Annotated in this window: 14 protein-coding genes and 1 pseudogene; all 15 read right to left on the bottom strand. The window is 30.6% G+C overall.

Annotation, left to right across the window (positions count from 1 at the left end):
• Positions 1–168 precede the first annotated feature (168 nt).
• Positions 169–1,476 carry an L-serine ammonia-lyase, iron-sulfur-dependent, subunit alpha gene (locus tag KGF52_RS15470; RefSeq protein ID WP_227840773.1) on the bottom strand — a complete coding sequence of 436 codons (1,308 nt, stop codon included), beginning with the start codon at positions 1,474–1,476 and terminating at the stop codon, positions 169–171.
• A gap of 414 nt (positions 1,477–1,890) precedes the next feature.
• Complete coding sequence (locus KGF52_RS15475; RefSeq protein ID WP_227828328.1) at positions 1,891–3,666, bottom strand: sigma 54-interacting transcriptional regulator; 1,776 nt, start codon at positions 3,664–3,666, stop codon at positions 1,891–1,893.
• 211 nt (positions 3,667–3,877) lie between these two features.
• Positions 3,878–4,447 (bottom strand): class I SAM-dependent methyltransferase, encoded by a 570-nt coding sequence (locus KGF52_RS15480; protein ID WP_227828327.1) that lies wholly within the window; start codon positions 4,445–4,447, stop codon positions 3,878–3,880.
• A 183-nt stretch (positions 4,448–4,630) separates the two neighbouring features.
• The gene (locus KGF52_RS15485; protein ID WP_227433712.1) at positions 4,631–5,266 is read right to left on the bottom strand and encodes a single-stranded DNA-binding protein; all 636 of its coding nucleotides are present in this window, start codon (positions 5,264–5,266) and stop codon (positions 4,631–4,633) included.
• Between the two features lie 634 nt (positions 5,267–5,900).
• Positions 5,901–6,782, bottom strand: coding sequence for a TSUP family transporter (locus tag KGF52_RS15490; RefSeq protein WP_227828326.1), 882 nt, complete (start codon positions 6,780–6,782; stop codon positions 5,901–5,903).
• Between the two features lie 118 nt (positions 6,783–6,900).
• Positions 6,901–7,908, bottom strand: a complete 1,008-nt coding sequence (locus tag KGF52_RS15495; protein WP_227828325.1) for a proline racemase — start codon at positions 7,906–7,908, stop codon at positions 6,901–6,903.
• A gap of 19 nt (positions 7,909–7,927) precedes the next feature.
• Positions 7,928–8,401, bottom strand: coding sequence for a glycine/sarcosine/betaine reductase component B subunit (locus KGF52_RS15500; protein WP_304521274.1), 474 nt, complete (start codon positions 8,399–8,401; stop codon positions 7,928–7,930).
• 25 nt (positions 8,402–8,426) lie between these two features.
• Positions 8,427–8,894, bottom strand: a complete 468-nt coding sequence (locus tag KGF52_RS21465) for a glycine/sarcosine/betaine reductase component B subunit (RefSeq protein WP_054271688.1) — start codon at positions 8,892–8,894, stop codon at positions 8,427–8,429.
• Positions 8,895–8,908: 14 nt separating this feature from the next.
• Positions 8,909–9,667 carry a proline reductase cluster protein PrdD gene (gene prdD / locus KGF52_RS21470; protein ID WP_255287823.1) on the bottom strand — a complete coding sequence of 253 codons (759 nt, stop codon included), beginning with the start codon at positions 9,665–9,667 and terminating at the stop codon, positions 8,909–8,911.
• Between the two features lie 79 nt (positions 9,668–9,746).
• Positions 9,747–10,472 (bottom strand): D-proline reductase (dithiol) protein PrdB, encoded by a 726-nt coding sequence (gene prdB / locus KGF52_RS15510; RefSeq protein WP_079739805.1) that lies wholly within the window; start codon positions 10,470–10,472, stop codon positions 9,747–9,749.
• 37 nt (positions 10,473–10,509) lie between these two features.
• Complete coding sequence (locus KGF52_RS15515) at positions 10,510–10,803, bottom strand: CBO2463/CBO2479 domain-containing protein (RefSeq protein ID WP_227433709.1); 294 nt, start codon at positions 10,801–10,803, stop codon at positions 10,510–10,512.
• Positions 10,804–10,884: 81 nt separating this feature from the next.
• Positions 10,885–12,762: a D-proline reductase (dithiol) proprotein PrdA gene (prdA, locus tag KGF52_RS15520; protein ID WP_227840775.1), complete on the bottom strand. Its 1,878-nt coding sequence runs from the start codon at positions 12,760–12,762 to the stop codon at positions 10,885–10,887.
• Between the two features lie 310 nt (positions 12,763–13,072).
• Positions 13,073–13,334 (bottom strand): annotated as a pseudogene (locus KGF52_RS21675) (D-proline reductase (dithiol) proprotein PrdA); the annotation flags it as partial.
• A gap of 441 nt (positions 13,335–13,775) precedes the next feature.
• Positions 13,776–15,536 (bottom strand): sigma-54 dependent transcriptional regulator PrdR, encoded by a 1,761-nt coding sequence (gene prdR / locus KGF52_RS15530; protein WP_227433706.1) that lies wholly within the window; start codon positions 15,534–15,536, stop codon positions 13,776–13,778.
• Positions 15,537–15,895: 359 nt separating this feature from the next.
• A partial coding sequence (locus KGF52_RS15535; RefSeq protein ID WP_227840777.1) for a Cys-Gln thioester bond-forming surface protein occupies positions 15,896–17,647 on the bottom strand: 1,752 nt, incomplete at its 5' end.

Below are 17,647 nucleotides of genomic sequence, written 5' to 3' on the forward strand. Positions count from 1 at the left end.
CATATATCCCTACTAAATCATATACTATATATTTTAGACAAAAAAGAAAAAACTTGCACTAGCAAGTTTTTCCCATTTATATATAATCATAATTTATTAGAGGGTACTAATTAAATTTATTTATATCACCTTCACTATATATTGCAATATAAGAAATATTGTAATATATTAATCAACTTTATTCATATCATTCATTACATTTAATATTATCTCATCTGTTATAGACATACCTTTATCACTTACTCTTCCTAAGTTTTGTATACTTTGCTCAACACTTGAACCAACTATACCATTTAATGGTGGTACAAAACAGTCTTGCTTAGCTATTATAGCACTTTGTATTGCAGCAGATGCAGCAGATGATAATTTTAATGCACAGCCAGCTTTTGCTCCATCACATATCATTCCACTTAAGTCAGCTATCATATTTTCTATTGCACCTTCTATTTGTTTTTCGCTTCCATCCATAAGCCAAGATATACCAGCAGTTGCCCCAGTAGATGCTGCAACTCCACATCCACATACAGCAGATAATCTACCTGTATAATTCTTAATATAACCAGTTACTAAATGAGATATAGCCAAAGCTTTTGCTAGTCTTTCATCAGATTGTGGGAATTTTTTATTGTAAGCAACTATTGGAAGAATTGCTGTTAATCCATGATTTCCACTACCATTTGAACTCATAACAGGCATTTTTACTCCTGCCATTCTTGCATCTGAAGCTCCAGCAGTTAACATCATTGCATAGTTTATAACATCATTACCTAAAAGACCTTCTTCCATAGACTTTTTAATTCCGTATCCAACACCAATTCCAGTCTTTTGTTTCAATCCATATTCAGCCATTTCTTCATTCATTTTTACTCCATCTAGTAAAAACTCTATATCTTTAAAATCAATACCTTCTACATTCTTTATTAATTCTTGTATAGTTACAGTATCCATCAAGCTCTCAACTTTTTCTGCTGAAGCATTTGAAACTGATACTTTTGGCTCATTATCCAATAATACTTCTCCATCTTTTTCTAAGAATGTAAAGTTATCATGTTTAGTTCTTATTCTAACTTTAGCATTGTGATTTGCTCCTTTTAATGCAACTTCTATAAAAACTTTCTCTTTTGTATCAGCAGGTGTTATTGATAAAGGAGTATTATCCATATAATCTTCTGCTATTTTAACTTCTTCCTTTGTTAAAGTTTCTAATACACTTAATCCGTTTTCAGAATGTCCTCCTATTATCCCTAGAGCTGCTGCTATTTTTAATCCTAATCTTTCAGTTCCTGGTATACCTACACACATACCATTTTTATAGATACTAGGGCTAACCAACATATGATTCTCTACTATTTCTTCTCCTAGTAATTCTTTTGCCTTGGCACATGCTAGAGCTAAAGCTACTGGTTCAGTACATCCTACTGCTGGTTTAACCTCTGCTTTTAACATTTTCACTAATTCTTTTCTTATATCTCTCATTATATATAAACCTCCCAATTAAGTTTAATTTTAGTACTTAAATAATTTCTTATCTATATTTGTAGCAAAATACATGCCATATTTTTTATTTTAGTCCATTTTTTCATTTCAATATTGTGCATACATTGGAATAACTAACCTTAATTATATATTTTTTTTATTTATATGAAGGTTTTATATTTTTTTCACTTGCTAAATGGATGACAATTTCGCAAAAAGACAAAAAAAAATCTCAAAATGAGATTCTATATCATTTTGAGACGATTACTATTTTAATAATTACTATTTTTTAGAATATGAAGGCTTAAACAACCACTACTTTTTATATACTACTACCTTTTATATACTACTACTTTTTGTTTATATTTAAATTTTATATCACTTTTTATTATATTCTTATATCACTTTATATCACTAAGAAATTATATTGTATTTTTCAATTTTTCTATATAATGTAGCTCTTGATATTCCAAGTGCCTTAGCTGTTAATTCTTTATCTCTTTTATAATCTTTGTATTTATTTAAAGCTTTTATTATCTCAATTTTCTCAAGTTCATCTAGTGGAATTATCTTATCACTTCTAACTTCTAATTCTTCTATAGATGTATTTTTAATCTTTTGAGGAATTACATTCATTGTAATTATTGGAGATGAAGACATATTTACACTGTATTCAATAATATTCTGCAATTCTCTTATATTGCCTGGCCACTTATATTCAATCATAGCATCAACAACCCTAGTGTCTATATCAATAACATTTTTATCTAGTTTTTTTGAGTATTCCTTAATCATATGCTTTATTATAAGTGGTATATCATCTTTTCTTTCTCTTAAACTTGGGAGCTTTATTGGTATAACATTTAATCTATAATATAAATCTTCTCTAAAAGTTTCATTTTGAACCATTTTTTCTAAATCTTTATTTGTCGCAGCAATAATTCTTACATCTATCAGAACATTTGATTTACTTCCAATCTTATTGAGCTCTTTTTCTTGTAATACCCTCAACAACTTTGACTGTAAATGCAAGCTCATATCTCCTATTTCATCCAAAAATATGCTTCCTTTATGGGCTATTTCAAACATACCAAGTTTTCCACCTTTTTTAGCCCCTGTAAAAGCACCTTCTTCATATCCAAATAATTCACTCTCTAATAAATTATCCGGTATTGCTGCACAGTTTACAGCTATAAAAGGATTATCTACCCTATTACTATGGTTGTGTATAGCTCTTGCAAATAGCTCTTTACCTGTTCCACTTTCACCAGTAATAAGTACTGTTGAAGTGGATTTAGAAGCCATTAGGGCTTCTTTTTTTGAATTTCTTATAGCTATACTCTCTCCAATTATATTTTCCAGTTTTATCTTATAATCTTTGTTCATCTTATTGTAGTTTTTTATAGCATCTCTTTTATCTATAAAGTCAATAACATATCCTTTTAGTTCATTTTTTAATACTATTTTATTGATGTTATATATCCCCTTTGAATCATATCCGTATCTTCTATAAAAAAAGCTACATGATTTGTCCTTCTTAAAGTTATTTATAGAAGGTTTCTTTATAAAATCTAGCTCAGTGAATATATCTTTCCCAGTTATATTGTCCTTTAGATTAAAAAGCTCTTTAAACTTTGAATTATATTTATCAATCTTACCATCTACATCAATGGACACAACAGCTTTATCCATATTGTTTAATAAAGTCTCTAATTTTTTCTTTTCTAACTCTAACTCGTACGTTTTAATTTGAGCTTTTAGTTTATTGGATATCAAGTCTGCCATCTTACATAAAAAGTTTATAAGTCCACTTTTGTTATTTTCTATAATCTGTGCTTGTTCTTTTGTAAAGGCTATAAGACCTATAACACCATAAGACTCTCCATCACATATAATTGGGCAACATACTTCTGCAAACTCCACACAGACATTATTTTTATAACATTCTCTACATATATCACTGCTCTTTGGGTCATCAATTAGTATTGTAATTTGTTCTGTAAGTGACTTTTTAAAAGCTGTATATTTATCTACTTTTTCACCTATTTTGTCCACATATATACCTGTCCCTGCAATCCTAAATAAGTTTCTATTTACTATAGTTACATCTATATTGAGCACTGAAACTATAGCTTCAGCTATGTTCTGAATATCAGATTTTATATATTCTAAATCTATCATAGTTATCATTCCTTATTTTTTCTTAACATGAGTATTTGTCTTATTTCCTTAAGGATTAAATATATCTTATTTAAAGTAAATTGAATTGACATTAGGATTACAAAGAGCATAACAATTATTATTAACTCATAATTTATTTCCATATCTACATCTCCTTATAACAAAAGACTAGGCTTAACCTAGTCTTTTATATTATATCCATATTTATATTTTAACTCATTTATCTTCTTTTTCCCACATAAATATATTTTAATTTATTTGACTCTTTAATCATACCATCAAAATTTAATCTTGAAAATATATTAAATACTTCATGTGGATAGTGAATCTTTGCTACAGAACCACAAAATTTATGCTTAAGATAGTTTAGTTTAACTTTTAAATTTTTTAAGTTTAAATCTTCTAATATAACCTCTCCATTACCTTTTAAAACTCTTTGTATTTCAGATGAAGCTTTTTCACAATCTGTAATAACATTAAATTGGTCTACTATTATTATCTTGTTGAACTGATTATCATCAAATGGCAAAAACTCTAACTTACCTTTAACTACATTGCAATTTTCATTATATACTAAAGAATAACATACATCTTCATAGTTACTATTCTCTAATATCGTTACAGAAGTACCAAGACCTCTCAGTCTCTTGCCTAGGTTTCCTATATGACCAACAAGCAATATTTTATCCCCTACATTATACTCAATTGTATCTAAAAAACATTCTAATTCATCAGATGTATATTTAGCTTTAACTGGCTGTTTATTTATCTGATATAATATGCTTTTCACAATGCTTCACCTCTTCATTTTCTCAATTATAAATTATGTACAGATTACATTATAATAAATGGCGAGCAACTATTCAAGAGATATTTCATTAGTATTTTTTTAAACAATCTTTATTTATTTTTAATGTATTATTATAGCAAATTTATTAGTTTTTTTGATGAAAAAACAATATATTTTTAATATTTAGTCATTATTATTTTCATCTAATTTTTTTATTTTTGATATAGATACTTCATATGCCATTTTTTTCACTACGTTATCCTCATCTATTTTTTTCTCATACTCTCTACTTTGAACTCTACCCCAAAGCTGTATTCTATCACCAACTTTTAAGTTTTTTGCAAACTTTGCATTTCTTCCCCAAACTATTGATGGTATATAATCAGATTTATTATAAGGTCTGTTTATAGCCACTAATAAATCAGTTATTTCCCTTCCTAAAGGAGTTTTCCTATACACAGGTTCTTTACATACATACCCATCTAGAAATATGCTGTTTGGGTCCTTATTTTCCTCCTCTATAGCCTTTATTTCTCTAACAAATACTGTAAGCACTAATCTATTTTTATTATTTAAGGTTTTATTATATGATCTCAATTGACCTACAACATTGACTAAATTTTGTTTATTAATATCAATATCTTGAAGAAGTCTTTCTGACACAGTCATAGGAAGTGTATCAAAGGAATCACTTAATCTGTTTATCTTTATTTTCACGTTATAAAATTTCTCTCCAAATATCTCATGGCTAAATTCTAGCTTATTGTCTAACTCCCCTCTTAAGTTTACTACGTTATTCTCATCTTTAACAGCTATCATATTTTATCCCTCCACAATTGTTAATTCTTATATTTCTGGTATCAGCTTATATAATAAATATATTTGTGAGTGATGTATTTTATTACAAATCTTTGATTGCTGTTTAAAACTTTTTATTTATTTATAAATTTCATTTAATCTTTTGATTTAAGCCTATAAAATTGTCCTATTATTTATATAATATATTATTTGTTTTAACCAAAATTGATTATTAAATTGCTTCTTATCCACTTTTTAAGTCATATATAACTCAACACTAATTTATACACATAAGCAATATCAATATTTTAAATTAATTCAAACGATTCAGATAATTATCAAGTCATTATAAACTCAATTTTCTTCAGTTATAAGTTATATTCGACTTATTATACTAATATTTTTGCTAATATACATCAATATATTAACTTTTTATTTCATCTAGCATTAAATTTAAATATTTAATTTCAGTTTACAGCCTAACTTTAGAAAATATAGCTACATTTATACTAAATTTATATATATATTGCATAATTGGCACACTAGTTGCTTTATATAATTATATCTAATAAATAAAAAACTGCCTTAGAACATTAATATTAACGTTCCAAAGCAGTTTATAATTTTTATTGTTAGCTGTAATATTTAATAAATACTAAGCAGTCTTTTTATTTTTATTTGCAGCCATTATCATTGTAGCAGAAGTGTAAGCTATAACTATTATTACTAATGCTTTTAATATATCCATTGGTAAAGTTTTTACTATATATGCCGCTACGAAAACTCCTATTAAACCACAGATAGCTATTATAACTGATGCTTTTTTAGTATATGCATCTTCTTTTATGAACTTCATACTTGCAACTGGCATTAATAATGCACAAGAACCCATAACTATTGGGAACGCAACTTTTGCAGACATTCCTAAGAAGTAAACCATTGCCATACCTGGAGCATATAGACCTATACCAGCTGTCATTAAAGCACCTAATATAAAGTTACCTAATACACCTATTACTAATTTAACACCAGTAAGACCTAATTCATTTCCTCCACCTGGTAATACATTAACCCAAGGATGACCTAATAACATTAATATTGCTGTTAATGCTAGAGTCACACCCATAACCATTTGTATCTTTCTTTCGTCCATTTTAGCTATTATTCCTGCACCTATGTATGAACCAACTGCTGCTGCTACAACCATAGATACTAGAGTTACACCATCAACTGGTATGATTGATGTGAATATAAATGCTTCAGTAACAACTGGAATAGTATGTGCTACGTTTAACGTACCAGGCATTTTCTTATCTGGTATGTTTAATTTTAAAGCTTTTGACATTGCTATTGTTGGAGCAAATGAGCCTATTCCTAATGTATCAAAGAAATCTGTTATAAATCCTGTTACAGCAACTTTTGGAGTACTTTGTTCTTCTAGTTTCCCCTCTTTGTTTGCTTTAGCTACGTCTTTACCAAATACAACTGCAAAGATTGCTGCGAATACTACGTATAATGCCTTTAAGATTGCTACCATAATCCATCCTCCTATTTTTTTATTTTTTTATATATTCTGAATCTTATAGCCTAAAATCTATAGAATAGTAACCAACAAGAGGTTACTATTCTATTTTAATTTCCCAATTTATTTGTTTCTATTTAAGAATAAATCCATGTTTAAGTGGATCTTCTTCATCTATTACAAAATGATTAAATCCAGTTATATAAGCAGAACCACTTATCTTAGGTACTACAGCATTGAAATCTGCAACTTTAGTTTCTTCAACTATTTCACCTTTGAATAAAGTTCCTAATATACTTTCATATACGAATTTTTCTCCTACTTTTAATTCACCTTTAGCATGTAAAGTAGCTAATTTAGCACTTGTTCCAGTTCCACATGGAGATCTGTCAACTTGACCTTGACCAAATATAACTACGTTTTTGTAAGTAGCTTCTGGATGAGTTGGCTCATCATATATTTCAACTAAATCTACAGTTTTTATATGAGCTAAAGTTGGATGTTGTATTTCTATTTTTTCATTTATTATATCTCTAAGTTTCATAGCTAGTTCAGTTAATTTACCAGCATTTTGAGGTTCTATTTTTAAACCTAATTGACTTGCATGTATTATAGCAAAGAAGCTTCCACCAAATGATATATCAAATTTAACTGTTCCAACACCTGGTAAGTCAACTTCAACACCTTCTTTATATAAGAAAGCTGGTACGTTTAAGAATGATACTTCTTTAGCTTTTCCATCTACAACTGTAACATCTCCTCTTATTATTCCTGCTGGAGCTTCCATAACTACATGAGTTACAGGCTCTACTGCTGGAACTACACCTGTTTCTATAGCTGCTGTCATAGCTCCTATTGTACCATGGCCACACATATTAAGGTATCCGCCACCGTCCATGAAGATTATTCCAAAGTCAGCATCTGGACAACAAGGTTGAGTCATTACAGAACCAAACATATCATTATGTCCTCTTGGCTCTAACATTATAGCAGTTCTTAAATAATCTAGATTTTTTTCTAAATATTCTTTTTTCTCAGGCATAGAATTTCCTTTTATGTTAGGTATTCCACCCACAACTATTCTAGTTGCTTCTCCTGCTGTATGAGAGTCTATAGCTTGTATACTTCTGCTAAATTTCATATCAAATTCCCCCTTAGGTTTATTTTGCGTTTTTACGCATTTTTAGTTTTAGAAAAGCTAATGCTTTTTTTACATCAACTTCATCCATGTGATTGTCTCCAACTACTTCTGTTTCTATGTAGCCTGTTGTCTTTTTATAATCAATTATGGTAGCTTTATCTAAATACTGATTCGTAACTACTAAACCATCTGCTCCCATAATAGTAAGACCTACTGTAGGTATGTCTGATTTTACAAACTCTGATATAGCATTTGTAAAATCAATATGCTGGTTTCCTGCCATGTCTAAGGTTATAATCACTCCATCAGGTCGCAATGCTTCAATCCATCTTCCAAGCCTGGCTGATAAAAAGGATTTCCATTCATTGTGCTCTGATGTACCAACTACAACTACTCCTAGCAAATCTACGTCAGGATCATTGTCTATTAAATCAAGTAATGGGTCTCTAAAAATCTGAAGTGATGTGTTTTTCATTGATGTAGAAATTCCCACAAAACTCATCCCTTACTTAAATTTTTTATCCATGCTTTCTCATTTTTAATTTTAAAAACGCTAAAGCTTTTTTAGCATCAATCTCATTTGTGTTGTTTTCTCCAACAACTTCTGTCTCAATACCTTCTTTTGATTTGTTCATATCAACTATGGTATTCATATATTGATTACTTACAACAAATTTAGCTTGAGTACCATTAAATGTCACTCCAACTACAGGTATATCTCTTTTTCCTATTTCTTCAAATGTATTAGCATAGTCAACATGTGAGTTTCCCCAACCATCTGAAGATACTATAGCTCCATCTACTCTCATAGCCTCCAGCCAAGCGGCTGTTCTCTGTCCTACAAAAGTTTTGTTTTCATTTCCATCTGGAGTTCCTACTACTATTACTCCAAGTAAATCTACATCCTTATCACTTTCAACTATATCCAAAAGTGGGTCTCTAAAGTGATGAAGAGATGTTTCTTTTGTTGAAGGTCCTATTCCCATAATATCCACCTCTCTTAAGTCATAGCTCTAAGGGCACCATCTCTATATTCATTAGGAGATATAATCATAGGTACATTTCCCATATCTATAATTGATGTTCCTCCTTCAAAACCACTAGGTTCCTTTGAGAATAACTGATTGTCATACATAGCCCCTTGACCTGCTATTTGTTTTACTATGACAACCTTTTTTGCATTTGGTCGAATTTTGTCAAAATATTCACGAACTTGAGTAGCATTTCTTCCGTCTTCCATTTTCAAAGACGTTCTTATTTCTTGTATAAAATCATCACATGCTTTAAATGCTGCAAGTGGAAGTGTTCTTTCAAAAGGTAAACCTCCCTTAAGAGTTACATCCACATGGATTATATAATCTTCAACTGATGGAGTCCCATATCTACCAAACACCATTTGTTCACTCAAAATTCCTTCTGAAGAACCAAATTCATGCATCTGATTTCCATCTTCGTCTGCACCAGTTAGCATTACGTATACACCAGTTAAAGTATGTGTAATTCCCTCTCCCAATCTGCCTAAAACTTTGGTTGATATTGGTATAATGTCCATAATAGTATTAATTTCCCTGTCATAATCTCCAGGTTTTATAATATCTACTTTTATATCTGTTATTAAATCTTCTCTTGCTTTTATTTCATCTATACTTGATAAATCAATTGTAAGTACATCTTTCTTTATAGAAGTTTTTGAACCGAAATTAACTTCATTCATATGAAACGGTTTTATAACAAGTCTTCTCATTATTTTTTCTTCCATAATATCCACCTTTGTTCTTAAAACCCCTCTCCTAATTATGTAGGAGAAGGGTTCTATATTTTCAAATATAAATTACATTTTAAACGTGAGCTTTATATTCGTATGGTAATGGAACTATCTTACCAGCAGATGGTATTGCAACTAATTGCTCTAATGTATCTCTTAATATATGTGTTTGCATTTCTATGTTATGTGGTTCACCAGCATTAGCACCCATTGGAACTAATGGAGCAACTGCTCTAGGAGTTCCGTTTTGTCTAACTACTGGAGGAAGAGCTGCGATTATTATTGTAGGTATTCCAGCTTCCTCTATTGCTCTCTGCACGATCACGGCAGTTCTATGGCAAGTACCTCAGCCAGCTGTCATGACTACACCGTCTACTCCCTCTTCTTTAAGTTTAGCAGCGATAGCAGGACCAGTTTCTTCAGTGAAGACATGTTGGTTTCCTCCACCACCCATGAATGCATAGTGCATAGGAGCTACTGCTTTTATAAATCCTTCTGCAGCTAATTCATGTAATCTATCTATAGGGAACATACAGTTTATATCTTTATTTACATCTCCATTATCGTATCCACCATGTGATACCATCATTTCATCAACTGTAGCTGTGTTAGGTACAGCTCTAAAAGTAGTATCTCCTGCTAGATTAAATCTCTTGTCAGATTTTAAGTGAACACCAGCTGCTGTAGCTAAAGCTATAGTCATATCTTTTAATTCTTTAGTTACAGGAGTCCAAACTGGAGGAGGTGTTATTGGAACAAATATTTCAGATTGAAGTCCTTGTACTGTTGTAAGGCTCATATATTTCCTCTCCCTTCTATTTTCAAACGATTAATTATTATTTTTCTTCTTCTTGCTTCTTTTTAGCTTGCATTTCTGCTTGCTTTTCTTTTTCTCTCCTAATATTTTCTACATACTCATGATTAGGTTCTGGACTTAATACCTCAGGATAGCTTAGCATGAATCCAACCTCTTGACCTATCTTAAGTTCGTAGTCAGTTATAAGCATTCTATTAGGTATTTTAAATTGTCCAAGTCTACCTTTTAGGTCTATAGTTACTCCACCACCCATGATTTCGACTATAACACCCTCATAAAAAGTCTCTGATGAGATATATTTTAATCTATCCATTATAATTTTACCTCTCTATACTTATTTTAAACTTGGATCTAAATTTATATTGTTATCTAAATCTTAGTTATTATCTAAATTTTAGTTTTCGTCTTTTTCGTATATTTCTCTTCTCTTCTTACTCATTGGTAAAGATTGCTCATTATCTTCTAATACTATTTTTTCTCCTGTAGCTTTTTCTATAGCCTCTATGTTATTTAACTTAACATTTGGATTCCATTTTCTTTCAGGAGCTTTAACTTCTACACCTGCAATAGCATTTTTAAGCATAGCCATGATTCTTACAGCTTCTTCTGGAGCTAATGTATTGTTTGATAATATTTCATTTTCTATACCTTGCTTAGACTTGTTATTGTCTACCATGTGAGTCATGTATTTATTACCAACAACTAGAGCACCTTGAACTGCTGAATAAGTTACACCAACTACTGGTATACCTCTCATACCTATTTGCTCTATGTGAGATGCGAAATCTATATGGTTGTTTCCGAAACCTTCAGTAGTTACTACAGCTCCATCAACTTCCATAGCTTCAACTAACATACCTAATCTCTTAGATACATAGAATTTCTCAGCATTTACTTGTGGAGAACCAACAAATACAACACCTACTAAATCTATTTCTTCATCTTGCATAGCTCTTATTACTAATGGCTCTCTCCAGTAATGTCTTGACATTTCTTTTGATGCAGGTCCTATACAAGTTAATGCATGGATACCACCATCTAATACTTCAAGTGGAGATAATACAACTGGCATGTTTCCTAAGTCAACGTTTGGTTGAGCTCCTAATGTACCAACTGGTTCAACTGGTAATATTAAGTTATCATGCATTGCACCTTGTCCCATTATTTCTTTTATAACAACAACTTTCTTTTTACCTTCTCTTCTGTATTGCTCGATTACTTCTTCGTCTACTACTAAAGAGTTGTCAACTTTCTTTAAAGCTTCTCTTATCTCTTGAGTTATATAATCAAAAGCACGGTGAGCAGCTAAAGGTCCTGGTCTTTCCATGTTAGTTCCAGCTTTTATTGTTACTTGACCTTTGATGAATATTTCACCTTTGTCAGCAGCACCTGGTCTACCCCACATTATAGTAGTGTTTAATTCACCTTCTGAAGAACCGAATTCACCTATTTGAACTCCATCTTCATCTGTACCAGTTAATACCATTATAGCTCCATCTATAACTCTTGTTATACCTGAACCTAATTCGCCTTCTTCTTTAGTAGCGATTGGTTGTATATCTAATACAGCCTCACTGTAAGTTTCATACTTATCAGGAGTTATTATTTCTAATTTAACATCAACAACTAATTCTTGAGTGTCATTAGCTTCTTTACATATTTCTGCTGCATTTCTGATGTATAAAGTAGTTCCTTCTATTTTAGTTTCATCAGCAAATTCAACTTTGTCTATTTTAAAGTGTTTTTTAGTTAAGCTTCTTAATAATTTCTTTTCTTCAGCTTTTGGAGCTACTTCTGCTACTGCACCTGCTACTGGAGCAGCAACGTTTGCTACTGGAGCAACAACTCCTGCTTGACCAGCTACTGATAAAGGTATTTCTAAGCTTATATCTTTACCTTCACCTATGTGTATTTTAACTGTTTCACCTAAAACTCCTGTGCTTACTGGCACTACTGCTTCTAAAGCTGCTGGAGCTTCTTCTACTACTGCTTCTTCTACTACTTCTTTAGCTTCTCCTGCTTTGTATCCTTCTACATTTTCTGTAGTCATTGGAGATAGAGCATCTAAAGTTTCTTTTAACTTAGCTCCTAGTACTTGACCTATAGTTAATCCATTTTCTGGTATTGTTAATAATCCAGAATCCTCTAAGTCTGCAAATATTGCTGGATCTTCTAAGTTTTCTGGTGCTATTATTGTTCCCGCTTCAAATCTACAACAACATACTGCTGGGTCATTTGCATGGGCTTGAGCTGTTTCTAAAGTTATTGACATAGTATAAAATACCTCCTTACATTATTTTCTTATTTATTATTTTAAATCTCGATTCCTCAACAGGTAACCCCTTAACTGAGGAATCAAGTAAATTAAAACCGGCTTTAATAGTTATATTTTGACTATTATTTTTGTGATACTACTCCCATTTGAGCAGCTATTGTCAAAGGTATTTCTAAGTTTATATCTTTACCTTCTTTTATGTGTATTTTTATTACTTGACCTGTTGTAGCTTGAACTGTCGCACCTTGAGTTGGCGTTACTTGAGCGACTGGAGCTTCTACTTCTTTAGCAGATTCTTCAGCATCTGTTTCTGCTACTTTATATCCTTCTACATTATCTGTAGTCATTGGAGATAATGCATCTAAAGTTTTTGTTAATTTAGCTCCTAATACTTGACCAACTGTTAAATGATTTTCTGGAATAACTAATAATCCTGAATCTTCTAAATCTCCAAATATTGCTGGGTCTTCTAAATTTTCTGGTGCTATTATTGTTCCTTCTTCAAATCTACAGCAGCATACTGCTGGGTCATTTGCATGGGCTTGAGCTGTTTCTAAAGTTATTGACATAATAAAATGCCTCCTTCATTTGATTTTAATTTATATTGATGCCTCAACACTCTCAATAATTAACATATTTACTGTTCCCTACTAACAGCCCAAAGTGTCAAGACCTTTTAACCTACATAAATCATCATAATTAATACTATTTTTTTCTCATTTGAAGTCACTTTATATATAAGCAATTCCTATGCCAACTTATTAACAAAAAGATATTTTCTATAATACAACCTTCCTTTATCGCTATTTTTAGCCAAATATTATATAAATATTTATTTACAATACCCTGTTTTTTATGTTTGGAAACATTTTCTCAAAACAAAAAAAGTGTCAATTAATCAACACTTTTTTATTTTTTTTAACACAGCCACATATATCACACCACTCCAATCATTGATTTTGCTTGGTTTGAAATTAAAGATTATTATTTTGTCAAAATTTAGTCATGTGTCATATTTTAGACACATCTATTTTATACTGATCTATCTTATAATATAACGTTGTTCTTGGTATGTTTAATATTTTAGCAGCCTTAGCTTTATTTCCATTAGACATTTTAAGTGCCTTTGTTATATTTTTTACTTCAATCTTTTGAGTAGCTTTCGTCAAATCTAGAGGATATTCTTCTTCCTCCGTATTGTTATTTCTAGAATCCATCATATAGCTTGGTACATCATCTACTTCTATTCTAGGATTTTGGGATAAGACAACAATATTTTCGATTGTGTTTTTCAATTCCCTTATATTCCCTTTCCATCTATAATTTTGAAATATATCAATTACATCTTTACTTATTGTAAGAACAGGCTTATTATTTTGTTTGCATATTTCTTCCAAGAAACTATGCACTAATAATCCTATATCTTCTTTTCTCTCTCTAAGGGGTGGTATTTTTATTTCCACAACATTTAATCTATAATATAAATCTTCTCTAAATTTTTCTGCTTTTACCATTTTTTCTAAATCTTTATTAGTAGCTGATATTATTCTAGGATTTATTTTTATTGTGGTATCTCCACCAACTCGTCTTATTTCTTTTTCTTGCAATACTCTAAGCAATTTAGCTTGCATACTAAGAGGTAAATCTGCGATTTCATCTAAAAATACTGTCCCATCCTTCGCAAGTTCAAATATACCTATTCTACCTTTTTTACTTGCTCCAGTGAATGCACCCGATTCATAACCAAAAAATTCGCTTTCAAATAATTCATTTGGTATAGCACTACAGTTAACAGGTATAAATTGACCTTTTCTCTCACTATAATCGTGAATAGCTCTAGCAAATACTTCTTTACCTGTACCACTTTCGCCCCAAATGAATATACTACTGTTGGTTCTAGCTACTTGTTTTGCAATCGCTTTCGATTTTTCCAATTTATAACTTTTACCTAAAATCTTGTCAAAGCTACCTTTAGATAAATTTTTTACTTCATCTTTTAAATATTTTAATGTATCATTTACTTTCTCAAGTTCAAGAGCTAATATTTTAGCTTCTGTAACATCTACTTCAGTACATACAACACCAATAAATTCTTCTTTATAAAATATAGGATTTGCATGAACTAATGCATACATGTTTTCTTTTTTGTCAGTAAAATATAAATCACTCATACCGACTTTACTATTCAATACTTTTTCTGAAATAGTATTTTCCAAAAACTCGTTCATCGGTCGACCCACTATGTCTTCAGACTTTATATCATACCTTTCTTCCATAAAATTATTCCATAAAATTACAACACCTTCATTATTTATAGCACAAATTCCTTCTTTAATCTGACCTATAATGTATTTTAAAGTCAATCCATAATCTTCTAAGTGCATGTATAAATAATCTCTAATATGCTCTTGTTTCAAGACACCAATAATTTTATTATCTCTAAGCACAGGAAGAATCCCTATATTTTTTAATATCATTATATCTCTACACTCATCTAAGGTTAAGCCTTCACTGACATATATAACATCTTTTTTCATTATAAGTTTTACTGGTTGGCCTTCATATTTCTTATGCATCTCATAAAGATTGTGTATATCAGTCATAGATATAATGCCTTTTAATTCACTAGATGAATCTATTACCATTAGAGTTTTTGTATTGCTTCTTATCATTTCTTTTATTGCACTTTCTATTTTTGTGTCTTCGTCTATAGTTGTAAATTTTGTATCCATTACTTCTTCTACTTTTTTTACTTCTGGTATCGAAAACATAAAGTCCCCCCTTTATAGTAGTACCTCATCAAAACTTATTTATACATATTTATTCTAGCATATTATAATAATAATTTATTGAATAATTAATATTAAAATTTCTTAAGAGATTAATATCTAAATTTGTATAATCCCTAAAATTGACATTTAATTCATACAAATAAAATGAAATGAATTATATACTTAGTACATTACTTTTTCAATACTATCTTCACCTTCAAACCATTTTTCTATTCATAAAACAGTCAGTGTATACTTTAAAATAAGTTATACTTACGCAAAAAAAATTGTCTCAAAACGATTTTTAAATCAATTTGAGACAATGTATTTTTAAACTTAATAATAAATAATAATCTAGATTAATTTTTTGCTCTTTTACATTGATACCCTAATCCACAAATTGCAATTATACCAATAAATACATATGACATTATTTGAGTTTCGTCACTTGTTTTTGGCGATTTTACCACAGTATCATCTGTTGGTGGTACTGGTGGGTTTATCACAGTATCATCTGTTGGTTTTACTGATGTATCTACCACAGTATCACCTGTTGGTGGTACTGGTGGATTTACCACAGTATCATCTGTTGGTGGTACTGGCGGATTTATCACAGTATCATCTGTCGGTGGCACTGGTGGATTTATTACAGTATCATCTGTTGGTGGTACTGGTGGGTTTATCACTGTGTCATCTGTCGGTGGTGATGGATTATGTCCATTTGAGTCTCCTCCTCCTGATGGTGGTACTGGTGGATTTACAGTATCATCTGTTGGTGGCACTGGTGGATTTACATCTGAACCTCCATCTGTTGGTAAACCTATATTAAAGTTAACTTCTTCACCATTCTTTTGTTCTATTGTATAGCTCAATAAATTTTGTTTACTCATTGGTAATAAAGATGAATGGTCTTTCTTTCCAAAATCAAAAACTGACTTATAATATTGAATAGCTTTAGGGAAAATATAATCATAAGATACCGCAGAGATATTAGCCTTTACATCTGGCTTTTCAACACTTTTAAGTATAAATTTATGTTGTGTTGAAACTTCTACTTCACCTGTACCTATTATATTACCATCTTCGTCATAAGCAGTTACTCCATTTGGTAATCTTAATTTAACTACACCACTATAACCCACTAAAGCTATCGCTTTTGTTTCATAAGTTCCATCCTCATTTTTATCAAATTCAATATCAGTTGAACCATTGCTTAGGCTAGGTTTTCCTGTATCATCTGGTTTTAGTTGTTTATGACCTGCTTCTAACAATGCTTCTAAATAAGCTTTTGTATTTATTGCTTGTTCTTTACCTTTTTGATATTTAGCTTTTTCTTCTTCAGTCTTTGCACTTTCTATAAGTATATCGTAAAGGTTTATACTTCCTTGATATTGGTTAAGTTTGGCTTGTTCATCCACTTGTCCAAGTATAATCCATATTGCACTTTGAGTAGCTGAATGAACTATATAGTCATTCTCTTCTCCACCCAAGTTAAATTGTTGTTTATATCCAAATCCATCAAATTCAGAACCTGCATAGATTATAGATTTAACTGCATCTTCATTTTGATTTTCTTGACCATTAAAATCTTCTGCTGGTAAATATGGACTCTTACCATCACTAGTTGGAGATTTTAAATGATTATTATAACAAAAAGCAGTTTGTTCGCCATCTTCTCCATCTATAATATATTTGTTATCTTTAGTACTTGCACCTATAAGACCCTTTACTATGTAATCAAAAGTTAGCGTCTTTGTAACATTATCAAATCTTATATCATAATAAGGTCTATCTGAACCATCTTCTTTTAGTAAGCATGTATTTTTTACTTTTGCTTTTTTATCATACCATAGATGTATATTTTGATCTTTTGAAGTAAGTACTTGTCTAATTTCTGATTGTTCATCTTTTTTTACAGAGTCTTCATCTTCCCAGAAATTATATACAATTTTATTTATCTGAGATAAAGTCATATCAAGAATTTTCTCAATATTATGCTTTAAGTTCATTTCTTCTACTACTAGTTTTTCTTCTGGAATTTGTTCTTCTAAAGGCTGTTCTCCCTCTGGAGTTTGTCCGTCTGATGGTTGTTCTCCCTCTGGAGTTTGTCC

This window comes from Clostridioides sp. ZZV15-6597, assembly GCF_020657815.1.
GTDB lineage: Bacteria > Bacillota > Clostridia > Peptostreptococcales > Peptostreptococcaceae > Clostridioides.

What these genes read in the sequence shown, in the direction of transcription:
- KGF52_RS15485 (WP_227433712.1), bottom strand. Translation starts at nt 5,266, where the DNA reads ATGATAGCTGTTAAAGATGAGAATAACGTAGTAAACTTAAGAGGGGAG.
- KGF52_RS15470 (WP_227840773.1), bottom strand. Translation starts at nt 1,476, where the DNA reads ATGAGAGATATAAGAAAAGAATTAGTGAAAATGTTAAAAGCAGAGGTT.
- prdR (WP_227433706.1), bottom strand. Translation starts at nt 15,536, where the DNA reads ATGTTTTCGATACCAGAAGTAAAAAAAGTAGAAGAAGTAATGGATACA.
- KGF52_RS15515 (WP_227433709.1), bottom strand. Translation starts at nt 10,803, where the DNA reads ATGGATAGATTAAAATATATCTCATCAGAGACTTTTTATGAGGGTGTT.
- prdA (WP_227840775.1), bottom strand. Translation starts at nt 12,762, where the DNA reads ATGTCAATAACTTTAGAAACAGCTCAAGCCCATGCAAATGACCCAGCA.
- KGF52_RS15495 (WP_227828325.1), bottom strand. Translation starts at nt 7,908, where the DNA reads ATGAAATTTAGCAGAAGTATACAAGCTATAGACTCTCATACAGCAGGA.
- KGF52_RS21465 (WP_054271688.1), bottom strand. Translation starts at nt 8,894, where the DNA reads ATGGGAATAGGACCTTCAACAAAAGAAACATCTCTTCATCACTTTAGA.
- prdD (WP_255287823.1), bottom strand. Translation starts at nt 9,667, where the DNA reads ATGGAAGAAAAAATAATGAGAAGACTTGTTATAAAACCGTTTCATATG.
- KGF52_RS15490 (WP_227828326.1), bottom strand. Translation starts at nt 6,782, where the DNA reads ATGGTAGCAATCTTAAAGGCATTATACGTAGTATTCGCAGCAATCTTT.
- KGF52_RS15475 (WP_227828328.1), bottom strand. Translation starts at nt 3,666, where the DNA reads ATGATAACTATGATAGATTTAGAATATATAAAATCTGATATTCAGAAC.